The 13249-nt window shown below is 50.8% G+C and carries 7 protein-coding genes and 1 tRNA gene; all 8 read right to left on the bottom strand.

The features are described 5' to 3' along the window. Positions 1-18: 18 nt before the first annotated feature. Positions 19-1461 (bottom strand): trigger factor, encoded by a 1443-nt coding sequence (locus GX364_02540; GenBank protein ID NLI69729.1) that lies wholly within the window; start codon positions 1459-1461, stop codon positions 19-21. 369 nt (positions 1462-1830) lie between these two features. Then, positions 1831-2667 carry a ChbG/HpnK family deacetylase gene (locus GX364_02535; GenBank protein NLI69728.1) on the bottom strand — a complete coding sequence of 279 codons (837 nt, stop codon included), beginning with the start codon at positions 2665-2667 and terminating at the stop codon, positions 1831-1833. A 69-nt stretch (positions 2668-2736) separates the two neighbouring features. Then, positions 2737-3981: a nickel pincer cofactor biosynthesis protein LarC gene (gene larC, locus GX364_02530; protein ID NLI69727.1), complete on the bottom strand. Its 1245-nt coding sequence runs from the start codon at positions 3979-3981 to the stop codon at positions 2737-2739. Between the two features lie 94 nt (positions 3982-4075). Continuing rightward, positions 4076-4840 (bottom strand): nickel pincer cofactor biosynthesis protein LarB, encoded by a 765-nt coding sequence (gene larB, locus GX364_02525; protein NLI69726.1) that lies wholly within the window; start codon positions 4838-4840, stop codon positions 4076-4078. Between the two features lie 140 nt (positions 4841-4980). Then, on the bottom strand, positions 4981-6822 hold the full coding sequence (asnB, locus tag GX364_02520; GenBank protein ID NLI69725.1) for an asparagine synthase (glutamine-hydrolyzing): 1842 nt from the start codon (positions 6820-6822) through the stop codon (positions 4981-4983). A 585-nt stretch (positions 6823-7407) separates the two neighbouring features. After that, on the bottom strand, positions 7408-9489 hold the full coding sequence (locus GX364_02515) for a thioredoxin domain-containing protein (protein NLI69724.1): 2082 nt from the start codon (positions 9487-9489) through the stop codon (positions 7408-7410). A gap of 258 nt (positions 9490-9747) precedes the next feature. After that, a complete protein-coding gene (locus GX364_02510) occupies positions 9748-12432 on the bottom strand; it encodes a PAS domain S-box protein (protein NLI69723.1) in 2685 nt (894 codons plus the stop codon). Positions 12433-12967: 535 nt separating this feature from the next. Beyond that, a tRNA-Gly gene (locus GX364_02505) sits at positions 12968-13041 on the bottom strand. Positions 13042-13249: the final 208 nt, after the last annotated feature.

Genomic DNA, 13249 nt, shown 5'->3' with positions numbered 1-13249 from the left:
ACGCCAATCCACCCGAGGTTATTTCTCATCCACTTCGGGTTGTTCTCCATCTTCTCTTGATTGTTTCCTATCGGTTTCGGGTTGCCCGTCATCTTCTTCGGCCTGTCTGGAATCTACCCGGGGCTGTCCGCCATCAACCCCGGATCGTTCATCATCTTTTTTCTTGATTGTCTTCACCCTGGCGTTTTCAACGAGGAAATTGATCAGCTTGCGCATGCGGGCCTCTTCTTGCAGATATTTGATCCGGCCCTGCTTTTCATAGACATCGCGTACTTTTTCGGGAGTGCTATAATATTGTTCGGCAACTTCCTTTATCTTCTCCTCCAGTTCCTCCTCCGAGATAACGATCCCTTCCGCCTTGACGATCGCATCGAGGACGAGGTTGGCCTTGACCCGGTTGATCGCTTCCTCGCGATTCGCTTCCTTTATCTCATCCAGTGTTTTCCGGGAAGCCTCCAGAAATCTGTCCAGGTTCATCCCCTGAAACTGCAGGTAATGGTCAATATCGCTGATCATGTTGTTCAACTGTTTTTCAATGAGCACTTCCGGCGCCTCCACCTCCGAAGCAGCAGTTATCTTCTCGATGATGATGCTTTCCAGCTGCGCCCTGTTAGCTTTTTTTACATCTTCCTTCATACGCGCCGCCAGGTCTTCCCTGAAAGAGGCCACGTTATCAAATTCGCTGATCTCGCTGATAAAATCATCATCCAGATCAGGAAGTTCCTTGCGTTTGATATTTTTTACCGTAACCTTGAAAGTTGCTTCTTTCCCGGCCAGTTCTTCATTACGGTAATCGTCAGGAAAAGTAGCCTTCAGTTCCTTCTCATCGCCTGCCAATGAACCGATCAGCTGTTCCTCGAAACCGGGAATGAAGGAATGGGATCCGATTTCAAGGGAGTAATCCCTGGCTTCCCCGCCTTCAAAAGGCTCCCCGTCCATGTAACCGCAAAAATCGATCATGACAAGATCGCCTTCGCCCACCCGGCTTTTATCATCTTCAACATCAACCAGGCTGGCATGGTCATTTCTGAGAGCTTCCATGCGTTCGTCGACCGCCGCCTCGTCAATCTCATCCTCTTCCACCTCTACCTCTACACCCTTGTAGTCCCCCAGTTTTACCTCGGGCTTGACTTCCACGATCGCCGTGAAAACAAAAGGTTTACCTTTTTCGATCTGTTTGATATCTATTTCCGGTTCGTCGATCGGTTCAATATTTTCATCGTCTATGGCACGACGATAGGATCCTGGAAGCAAAATCTCAACCGCTTCCTTGTACAGTACTTCCGGGCCAAAACGCGCTTCCAGTATTTTGCGCGGGACCTTCCCCTTCCTGAAGCCGGGCAAGTTTATGTCCCTGACCACCTTGAAATAAGCCTTCTCCAGAGCTCCATCCACTTCGTTCTCGGAAACCTCTATTTCCATCTTGATCTTGTTGCCGTCTATTTTTTCCCACTTGACCATTTAATATGCCTCCTTGCCCCGCATCCGTTTGGCGAATAATGCCAGGATCAAAAGACGCCCTGCGCAGGCGAAATAATATCATCTTGAACACAAACAACGCTTATTTTAACATATCGAAACGAAATAAACAATTTGCCGGAAATGAAGGCTGTTCCCGCCGCTACGGCCATTTTGAAACCCCGCAACTTCATGCAGCCGCCGAGAAAAAAAAGCCACATTTCACGTAACAGAAAAGGAACAACCGCGTGGCAAGATCATCTCGATGTACACGGATGCCGGGTTTCCTTCTCCACATGGACAGGCAAATCTTTCACAGTCCGCGGCACACCTTCCATCAGCCGTCATTTCCCCCGAAGCCCATGGTGGCTGTCAGCCCTCTTCCGGAGGTTCTTTCCTCAATCTATCCCTGATTTCCCGGTAAGACAGCAGCTTGAATGAATCGATTATTTCACGCACCCGGGGATCGGACAACGCTTCATAATCCGCCGTGCGGACATCCCTGTCGGGCAAAACCAGGTCCGCCCCGGGGACAGCGGAGTGATGAATCAGATGATATACACCGGGTTCCAGGCCGGAAAGCTTCTCCAGGTACCAATCTGTACGTTGCGGAGGAGGAATCCTGTATCCGTCGACCAGCCTGTACCTGGGCATCTTGATCCCGGAAAGCATCTCATCAAAAAACGAGCAGATCGGTTCATCGATACCATGCTCAGCCACGCTCTCCGGAAGATAAACTGGCAGACGGTAATCCCGGCCAAGCTGTACATAAACTTCGGCCAGATCGGGACGGAGTACCGAACCCATGTGGGTGTCAAGGTGCGTAACATCGATACCAAGTTGATAGGCACTTTCCACCTGGGCCTTCATCTCCCTCGCGGCATCTTCAAGAGAGGCATTGGCCCATGCCTCTTCAAGAGTTGGCCAGAAATACCCGTGGGCATCCCTGAGGCTGGGGCCATCGGTAAGCGGACGCAAGCGGGGAGCCTCCCATTCACTGGTCAGCGTGAGATGCACCCCCAGATCAACACCCTCAAGGCCGGAAAAAGCACTGACCCACGTTCCAGGCATCATCAGTGAACCGGTCCGGAAACCCAATTCGTGAAAGGCATCATCCTGGGAATACAGAAAACCAAGGTCGTCATGATGGATGATCAGTACTCTCTCTCCGGCCAGCCCCATATTCTCCCAAAAGTCATGTTTATTCATTCGTCGTCTCTCCTTCCGGACAAAATCAATGGGGGTATTCACCCGTTCGGTGCATGCTTCAAAACAATTCTACCCCCGACTATCATCCTTGCCCTTGTTTATATCCCCCGGGATTGTTCGGTAAAATTCCACAACTTTCTCGTAAACTTCCCGCAGGGGAAGCTGCTCCCGCCGGGCGATGGAAAGGCAATCTTCATATTCCGGCGTGAAGCGGTTGATGGTCGTGTCCTGCACCTTGCTGTTCACAACCTTGAACCGTACCGGCCCCCAGGGAGTCTCCACCTTTTCAACTGACCTTGGCAACGCCTCCTTCCACGCTTCCATGACCCGACATCCCAGGGTAGAAGTCTCCAGAAAGATCCTGTCCATCAATTGAACTGCCAGATCCGGAGGCGAGATTACCGAGAGCTTCACCGCCGGTCGATTTTTTTTCATCTGGATCGGTGTAAAAAATACGTCAAGAGCACCTTCCGAAAACAGTTTTTCCATCATGTAACCTGTGATCTCCGGATTCAGGTCATCCATATTGGCTTCGATGATATTTATTTTCTCCCGCCGCGGTTCTGTTTCACAGACAGTGCCTATGAGTACCCGGAGAAAATTGGGAAGATCGTATTCTTTCTTGCCCGCACCGTAGCCCACGGATTCCAGGGTAAAATCCGGAATTTCCCCGAAACTGTCGGCCAGTGTCGTAACCATTGCCGCTCCGGTAGGGGTAACCAACTCACCCTTCATCTCCACCCCGTAAACAGGGGCATCCCCGGCAGCAAGAAGGGCCGCCGTTGCAGGGGCGGGCAAGGGTACAGACCCGTGGCTTATCTCGATCATGCCGCGGCCCAGAGGCAGCGGGGAAGAGACGATCCTGTCGATACCCAGAAGGTGTAGAGCCAGGGTCCCGCCCACGATATCGAGGATGGAATCGAGGGCTCCTATTTCATGAAAAACAACATCTGCGAGGGGCACCCCGTGGATACGGGCCTCCACCATCGCCAGGCGGTTGAACACCCGCAATGCCTGCTCTTTTACCTTTCCGGGCAGGGAAGCGGCTTCGATGAGTCGTACGATATCGCCGTATTTTCTATGGACGGCCCCCCCCGCGGACTTGATGAAAAAGGAAGTGCCGGCAATGCCCCGGCGCATGACCCGCTGCTTGCCGAGCCGGTAACCTTCAAGGCCAAGCGAGGACAAACCCTCCTCCAACGCGGCAAGTTCCAGGCCGGCATCAAGCAAGGCACCCAGCAACATATCGCCGCTGATACCACAGTAGCAGTCCAGATAAATGATCTTCCTGTTGTCCATATGCAAGTTTACCAAGTCCTTCCCCGGGGTGTGCCACCATATAAAACAGACAGTTCATTTCCCCGATCGGCAAAGACCATCCGTTATATTTTCCCGATGCAACCAGGCATCATTTTCTATCCCCGATCCGGTTGATCAGGGCCGCCGTGTAACCGGCCCCGAATCCGTTGTCCACATTGACAACAGCCACACCGGAAGCGCAGCTGTTCAACATGCTCAGCAGAGGGGCCAGGCCATCGAAATGTGCACCATAGCCCACGCTGGTGGGAACGGCAATTACCGGACAGGCAACCATGCCGCCGACAACACTGGGCAGAGCACCCTCCATTCCGGCCACGGCAACGATGACACGGGCATCCTTTATCCGGGTCCAGTGGTCAAAAAGGCGATGGATACCGGCAACACCGATATCGTAAATCTTCACCACCCTGCCACCCATGAGAGCAGCAGTGAGTGCCGCCTCATCGGCGACGGGTATGTCGGCGGTACCGGCCGCCATAACCACGATCTTCCCTTCCGGAGCCGGAAGGGGGACGCCGGGTGGACGTACCACCAGCATGCGACAACGCTCGTGGTATTCGGCAGTGGGAAAAACCTTGCGGACCGCCTCATAGACATTCAATTCGGCCCTGGTAGCAAGAACCAAAGCTCCCCATTGTTCCAGCCGCCCTATTATTTCCACGATCTGCTCTTCCGTCTTCCCGGGGCAGTATATAACCTCGGGAAAACCCTTCTGCAATTGCCTTTGATGATCTATCTTGGCAAATCCCAGATCCTCGTACGGAAGCCTCCGCAAGGCCTCCATCGCTTCCTCGACGCTGATTTTCTGTTCCTTGACTTTCTGCAACAGATCCGCAATTTTCTGCTTGTCCATACCTAATAATTTCACCCTGCCCGGCATAAATCCTTTAATAAAACCCCGAAGGCCCCGAATCAAAATCGATCGAAGGCCGATCGGCAGAAGAGGCAGCAATTGAAGCCGCCGCCTGCTTTCTTGCCGGCATACAATGCCCTTCACTGTTTTTCTCTCATGAACTGTTGCCACCAGTGGGCCAGGATGATCAGAACCCACAACTTTCGGCTGTTATCCGCCTTCCCCTCCCGGTGATCGGCGATAAGGCGAAGGATTTCCGCCCTTGCGAAATATCTGTCCAGGAAAGGATCGGAAAGCAGCTCCTTCACCTGCCGGGCGAGGGGCCCCCGCAGCCAGACCCGGGTAGGAACCGGAAAACCCCTCTTGGGCCTGTTGATGGCCGCCACGGGCAGGAGATCGGTAAAAGCCTGTCTCAGAACATACTTGGTGAGACCCTTCCTGAGTTTGTATCCGGTGGGAATGGTAGCCGCGAATTCAAACACATGGTGGTCCAGAAACGGGGTACGCAGCTCCAGAGAATTGGCCATGGACATTCTGTCCGCTTTGACCAGGATGTCACCGACCATCCAGGTGTGCAGGTCAATATGTTGCATCGCCGTGACATCATCGTAGCCGTATCGCTTTGCTTCATCATAGAGAGGATCGGTGATGCACCGTGCCGGCGGGGAGGCGCTTCTCTTCAAAAGCAATTTTTTATCCTCCTCCGAGAAGATGCGCGCATTGCCCAGAAAACGCTCCCGCAGAGGGGTAGCCGCCCGCATCAGATAATTCCTGCCGGGGATGCCTCCCGGTATCCGGTGCGCCCCTCTCCCGATCACTTCCAGCAGAGGCGATGGCAACCAGGTCAGGGGGGCAAGAGATTTCGGCTCGTGATAGATGCCATAGCCGCCAAAGACCTCATCGGCACCTTCACCGGAAAGGGTAACGGCCACTTTTTTGCGGGCCATACGGGCCACGAAATAAAGAGATATCGCCGCCGGATCGGCCACGGGATCGTCAAAATGCCAGACAAGGCGGGGAAGGTGGTCCCAGAATTCCTGCGGATCGATCAGATACTCTTCATGATCGGTTTCCAGATAACGAGCCGTCTCCGCCGCCTCGGAAAGTTCACTGTAGCCAGGGTCTTCGTAACCGACACTGAAGGTAGAAACCGGGCCATGCTCGCGCAGCAAGGCAACGATCACGCTTGAATCGATCCCCCCGGAGAGAAAGGCGCCCAGGGGCAATGCACTCTGTGTATAGAGTTTTACGGTTTCACCCAGTATTTTGCGCGTGCCGGCCGTAAAATCTTCCAGGGAAGCGTGCTGCGGCTGAAATCTGATCATCCAGTAGCGGCTCAAGGCCAGATGGTCGTCCCTGTAGGTAAAGGTATGAGCGGGGGGTATCTTGAAGATGCCCTCGAACATTGTCCACGGTTCCGGAACATATTGAAAGGTAAGGTAATGGGAGAGAACAGATTCATCAAGATTTCGCGGGCAACCGGGCAAGCCTAGCAACGCTTTCGCTTCGGAAGCCACGGCAAAATAATCTTCCGTTTCCACGTAGTACAGCGGTTTATTGCCAAATCGATCCCGGGCCCCGAAAAAAAGTTTCTCTACCCGGTCATAAATACAGAAAGCAAACGTTCCACGCAGACGGTTCACACAATTTTCGCCTTCTTCTTCGTAAAGATGCAGGACAACCTCGGTATCACCTTCACTTTGAAATCGATGCCCCCTGTCGATCAACTCCTGCCGCAGTTGAAGATAGTTGTAAATTGTGCCGTTGCACACCAGGCAAAGAGAATGGTCCTCGTTGAAAAATGGTTGCCGCCCCTCCGAAAGATCAATGATCTTCAAGCCCCGGTAACCAAACGCTGCCGGCCAGGAAATGAACTGCCCGTATCCGTCGGGGCCGCGATGTGCCATAACCGAGGTCAACCCCTTCATATCGGGAAATACGATGCCGCTGTTCTTCCTCCAGATCCCCAGAAAACCACTCATCCCCATCCTCCTGCCGCCACCTATCAAGGTGAAACACTCTCAACCATTTCATTTATTATATAATTAAAATCAAAATATGACCCGTATTTCCCCAAAATAAATAACGGAAACCGGAAACCCGAAAAAATGCCGATGAGGAAGGGCATGAAAAATATACATGTCCCTTTCATCCGGTACGAACAATGTTGATCATCTCGCGGCAAGAAAAATTGCCGGGCGGAACTGAACCTGGACCATCCCGCCGTTCCTTTTCATTCTTCTTTCACATGCTGTGAATGTGACCGGCGCAGGGGGTATAACAAAGCCCCCATGAATTCGAGGCCTTGCACATCGAGCCGTATGCCCGGGAACATCGAGGGCTTGAATATATATTCATTTTTCCGGTGAACCAATGATCAATCGGCAAAACATTCATTCAATCAAAATCTTGTATATTTCCCGGGAAATATGTCGGTATGGGCGACCAAACAAAACAGCGGCATCGCAGATCACCAGTTACCTCCAGGGGATCGACACAAGCCCCCTTCAACCAATCTGCCTTTCATGGTCGCCCCGGCCACCGGCATCCCCGGCATGAACATGATGTTAGTGGAGAAGATCCCGCAGCGCGGATGCTTCCTTTACCGGAGGAAGGCAGCGTCGTTCACGGCAAACAAAAGCCCGTGCCGGATCTCCGTCACGTTGCATCTCCGCGAGAAAAGGGCAGAGGTCACGAATCTGCTCCCCACCATTTTCACCCCGGTAAAGATGCACGGTTCGCTGCGGATTGAACCCACTCTGCACGATTTCCAGGAAAGCAGTTGTTTCGGCAGCATCTTCCCTGCCGGAGATTACCACATCCTCCGGGGAGGCATGAGCCAGGTCCAGCGCGGATAACAGGAATGTAAAAGCGGTAGGAGAATGCCGGGCATCACCGGAAAAGGAACGGATTATGCTTTCCCCGCGTTTCTCGAGCCGGGGTTCACGGCACAGGCGCCCCAATTTCAGCAAGTTCAAAGCAGCCACGGAATTGCCCGAAGGAAGAGCACCATCCTGTGCATCGGCTTTGATATACAAAAATTCTTCCTCGCGGTCAGCTGCAAAGTTCAGCCCGCCGTCATCATCATCGGAAAACAGGTCCAACATGTCTTCATTCAACGAGAGTGCCAGGCGCAGATGCCCGGCCTTGAATGTGGCCTGGTACAATTCAATCAAGCCCCAAATCAAAAAAGCATAATCCTCCAGAAAAGCCGGAACCGCTGCCTCTCCTTTCCGGTAGCATCTGAGCAACCTTCCCTCCTCCGTAAACATATGTTGCTCAATGAAGCGCACTGCCGCAGTGGCAATCTCGGCCAATGAACCATCATTCAGGACAATTGATGCCCTGGCCAGGGCTGCAATCATCAACCCGTTCCAGCCAACGATGATTTTTTCATCACGGAAGGGTCGTTCCCGGTTGGAACGGGCTTCAAGAAGCTGTGCACGTGAATCTTTCAGAAAAACTTTCACTGCATCGGTATTCATGGCTTCACGTCGGGCAAAATCTTCCACTTCATATCGGCGGTGAAGAACACTCTTCCCATGTACAAAATTTCCCTCCCCGGTTACGCCGTAATAAACACAGAACAGATGCCCCCTCTCCTCACCCAGTATCCGTTTTATCTCCGCAGGCGTCCAGACATAGAAGGCCCCTTCCTCTCCTTCACTGTCGGCATCCTCGGCGGCAAAAAAAGCGCCATCGGGAGAAATCAGGTCCCTCAACACATAATCCAGAATCTGCCCGGCAGCTTCTGAATATCGTCCATCCGCAGTAACCTGATGAGCTTCCAGGTAAACGAGGGCCATCAGCGCCTGGTCATGGAGCATTTTTTCAAAGTGCGGTACCAGCCATTCCTGGTCAGTCGAATAACGATGAAAACCAAACCCCAGCTGATCAAAAATACCCCCACGGATCATATGATCCAGTGTACCGGTTACCATATCGAGCGCTTTATTTTCCCCGTTACTTCGCCAGAAACGCAACAGAAACATCAGGTTCTGGGGGAGGGGGAATTTTGGGCTATGGCCAAAACCGCCGTAATGGCAGTCATGAATCTCTGCCAGTCTGTCGAAAGCATCCGTCAACAACTCCATGCCTGGCAATTCATGCCCCGTATCTGCCGATGACGCATGAATTTCTCTGACCATCTCGCACAGCTCTGCACTGGATTTGGACACCCTGGCACGCTCTTCTTTCCACAGTCTGGAAAGTTTGGGTAACAGGGTCAGAAGTCCGGGTAGCCCGTACCGGGAATCCCTGGGGAAATAGGTACCGGCAAAGAATGGCTTTTTACACGGGGTCATGACTATGGTCAGGGGCCATCCCCCCTGGCCAGTAAGCATCTGGCATACACTCATAAAATAGCCATCCAGATCGGGGCGCTCCTCTCGATCAAGCTTGATGGACACAAAATCATGGTTGAGCAGCCTGGCCACGGCCGGATCGGCAAAACTCTCTTTTTCCATGACGTGACACCAGTGACATGTTGAGTAACCGATGCTCAGAAAAATAAGTTTATCCTCATCCCGCGCCTTTTTGAATGCCTCCTCACCCCAGGGATACCAATCAACGGGGTTGTAGGCATGCTGCAATAGATAAGGAGATTTTTCATCGATCAGGCGGTTTGTCTGTTTGGCGGTCGTCTTCACATCGATGCCTCCCATTACACATTTCTTCATTCATTATTATTCTTCATTGATCGGAACATTATTTCAGATTTCAAAAGCAAATTCAGAATAAATGTAAACACTGCCCGTAAAAAAAGCGCGGAGGCATGAAGAAAACGGGTCGGTAGACGATGCCACGTCAAAACAGGCCTGCAAAGCAGGAAGTCGCAAACCTTGTACAGATTGGATCCGGGTGGATTGGCAAACAAAACAGGGATGGCGCAAGAGTCCGTCCAGAAATTATTTTTCAATGATCCCGATGAATTCCTCGACGATAACGGGATCGAATTGTGTCCCTGCACACCGTCTCAGTTCCGCCACCGCCTGTTCGGTGCTCAAAGCCTTGCGATAGGGGCGATCATGGGTCATGACATCATAGGCATCAACAATGGAGAGAATGCGGCATTCGATGGGGATGTTGCTTCCCTTGAGGCCAATGGGGTATCCCGTCCCATCCCAACGTTCATGATGGCGCAAAATCAAATCGGCTACCCTGGCCAGGGTAGGAATGGAACGGGCAATACGGTAACCTTTTTCTGCATGTGCTCTGATAATTTTCCATTCCGCGTCGGTGAGCGGTTGTTCCTTGAACAATATTTCCCCGGGAACACTTATCTTTCCCACATCATGTGCCTGGGCCAGGATGGCCAGATCCTTCAATTGCCGGGAAGAAAGATCAAATCTTTCTCCAAGTTTGATACTCATCTCTTCCAGGCGCTCGGCGTGGCCCGTGGAAATATAATCGAGGTCATCCAACTTTTTCAAAATTGATGCTGCGATTTTTTCATGAGCTTCGGCACTGCGATAGAGTTTTTCCTGGTACATGTAGTCGTCGGCCTCATTGAATGTATCCTCCAGAGACCCTTCATCCATGGAACTGGTGGCCACCCCCATGGAAACCCCCAGATGAATGTCCGGATAACGTTCGTTGAATTCTTCGAATACAGCCCTTATCCGCTGGCGGACCAGTTCAGCAGCCTGCTCACCCGTGTAAGGAAGAATGATGGCAAATTCGTCTCCGCCAAACCTGGCCAGTATGTCCGAACCGCGAATTGATTGTTTGAGAATACCGGCACATTTTTTCAAAAGTTCATCGCCTTTTTTATGTCCCATGGTATCGTTGATCAATTTCAAACCATCGAGGTCAACAAGAATGATAGATACCTGGCACCCCTCTTTACCCTCAAGACGGCGGAGTTCCCGTTCCATGTATGCACGGTTGTACAATCCGGTAAGCTGATCGTGCATGCTGATATATTTAAGTTTTTCCTCGAACTGTTTTCGTTTGGTCGCATCCCTTCCCACCCCGCGGAAGCCGATGAATTTTCCATCTTTATCTTTTATCAGTGAGATGGAAAGCTCGATATAAATCATGCTGCCATCCTTGCAGATAAGTTCCATGGTGTAGCCCTTGTCTGCCTTTCCGGTACGGAAAACAAGGTTGAAAGCCTTGTAGACTTTCTCCGGGTCAAGATGAAGTTTGCGATAATTTATTCCCAGCAGTTCTTCACGGGAGTATCCAAGCATGCGGCAAGCCGCCTCGTTGCAGAAGGTGATATTACCTGCCAGATCAACCTCCAGATAAAGTTCCTCTATCGATGAAAGAATTTCTTTGTACCTTTCCTCGGATTGCCGCAATGCCTCTTCCGCATTTTTGTAAGCGGTTATATCCCTGACCGCAGCCATGATGGCGTCCTGGCCTCCAAATTCAAGTTTGGTCAACAGAACTTCCACATCAAAAGTCGAACCATCACCGGGGCGCCTCGCCTTCCATCTGAAAAACTGTCTGTTGCCATCGAGAACCCCCCTCCAGTAACGAAACAATTTTTCCTCGGAATCCTTGCTGCCGGTGAATTCATCCTGCACCTTTCCCGCCAGGGCCTCTGCACGGTCCACCCCGTACATTTCAAGCATCTTGTCGTTGACATCGATAATCCGGCCATTCATGTCGTGAATAAAGATTGCATCGTTGACATGGTTGAATATTGTTCGTAACCATTGTTTGGCGGAACGGAAATCTTCCTCCGTTTTTTTCAGGTCCGATATATCCATTATATAACCATCCAGGACAGTGGTTCCCTCCGGGGAAACATCCAGCGCCCGCCCCTGTTCCCAGACCCATTTCACCTGCTCATCAGCCGTGATTATGCGATATTCAGCGGAATAGGGAAGCCCTCTTTTTCTTTTGTATTCGATCTCATTCAGCACCCTGTCCCGATCGACCGGATGAATGATATCCGGATAGGAAATCCGTTTCTCCTTCAGTTCAAGGGGATGATAACCGGTGAGTAGAAAGCAACCTTCACTGACGAATTCTATGTTCAATTCATGGTCACAAATGCAACGATACATGATGCCAGGAAGGTGATCGAGGAAATCAATATTCTCCACATTGAATTGCAGCGAAGTTCTTACCAACAGGGTTATGATATCGGCTACCAGAGACCCCAGACCCTTCTCCATGGAAGTCCAGTGCCTGCTTTTACCGGCATGTTCCAGGGAAACAATGCCGATGATGGTTCTGTCAATCCACACCGGAACGAAGATCGCTGCCCGTGGAGCGGAATTATCCAGGTAATGCCCGGGCTCCATGTCGGCGCAGCCGGAAGCGTCATCGATCACCAATGCCTGTTTTTCTCTCAGGATGCGGAAGAAAACGGGATAACGGGAAGTGTTGACAACCAGATCTTTCTCGTATCCATCCTTGCCTTTACAGTACAATATTTTACAGAATATATCCCTGCAATCATCCCTGAAAAACCACACCCCCGCAAACTCAACATCCAGCAGGTGGGCAACACCCCGGGTCAAATTCTCCAGGGACAGCCCGGGGTAAAGTTTGAAGGCAGTGTCCAGATGCCCCATTGCCCGGTAGTGTTCAGTTTTCAATACGCTTTCACTGTCCATACCCTTTTTTGTTTCCATTTTGATGCCCTTCTTCCCCGGAATCAAAGATATGCCGATTCTTGCATAAACAAAACAAAAAACATCACCATCAGCAAATACGGAGAAAATCCTTTTAAATATTTTTCAGCCTCATAATTATAATATTGTAAAAGAACCGAAAGACATACAAAAATTATTACCGACAGTGTTGAAACGAACAGGTAGAATATGACCAGAAGTGATGTTGCTGCAAAATATAATTGCCCGATAATTAAAGATAGATTGAAATAAAGGATTTTATGCCAAATCCTTTCCATAATGTAGTTATTCGATATTCCCCTTTTTTTACCTTCTTCTTTTGAATATTTGGCAGCAGTGAAACGGTAAAGTCAGGGCTGTTCAAGCGGGTTGCATTCAAGCAGTCCCGGAAACGTACAGAAACGGGCTATACCCCGGAATCTACAGTCTTTATACCATTTTTCCCGGAACAGAAAAAAAATCAATTCTTCCGGAATTGATTCCCTGTGAGCAAATCCGCTGTTCTGAACACCGTACAGAAATAGAATGCTAAAAATGGAGCGGGTGATGGGAATCGAACCCACGTGACTAGCTTGGAAGGCTAGGGCTCTACCACTGAGCTACACCCGCATCATCAGCATCAAGAATGGCTCAATCTCAACAGTCATTTTAACCAATATCCGGGCCGATGTCAAAATTTGATGCCCCCTTCGACGGTGTCAACCTACTTTAGGAAAAAAGAGAGAACCCCGTAATTTTTAACACACTTTTTTATCTATCAAACTTTTAATAGCTTCCCTGGTGAAACTGAAGCCTCCCTGCAGTAACGGCATGTTTC

It is taken from the genome of Bacillota bacterium (assembly GCA_012518215.1).
Lineage (GTDB): Bacteria > Bacillota > Dethiobacteria > DTU022 > PWGO01 > JAAYSV01.
The sequence above is the reverse complement of the archived record's forward strand: the minus strand, read 5'-3'. Positions and strand labels throughout refer to the sequence as shown.

Bases quoted from the DNA above. Each gene is read 5' to 3' on its own strand.
- GX364_02510 (NLI69723.1), bottom strand. From the start codon at position 12,432: ATGGAAACAAAAAAGGGTATGGACAGTGAAAGCGTATTGAAAACTGAA.
- GX364_02535 (NLI69728.1), bottom strand. From the start codon at position 2,667: ATGAATAAACATGACTTTTGGGAGAATATGGGGCTGGCCGGAGAGAGA.
- larB (NLI69726.1), bottom strand. From the start codon at position 4,840: ATGGACAAGCAGAAAATTGCGGATCTGTTGCAGAAAGTCAAGGAACAG.
- GX364_02540 (NLI69729.1), bottom strand. From the start codon at position 1,461: ATGGTCAAGTGGGAAAAAATAGACGGCAACAAGATCAAGATGGAAATA.
- asnB (NLI69725.1), bottom strand. From the start codon at position 6,822: ATGAGTGGTTTTCTGGGGATCTGGAGGAAGAACAGCGGCATCGTATTT.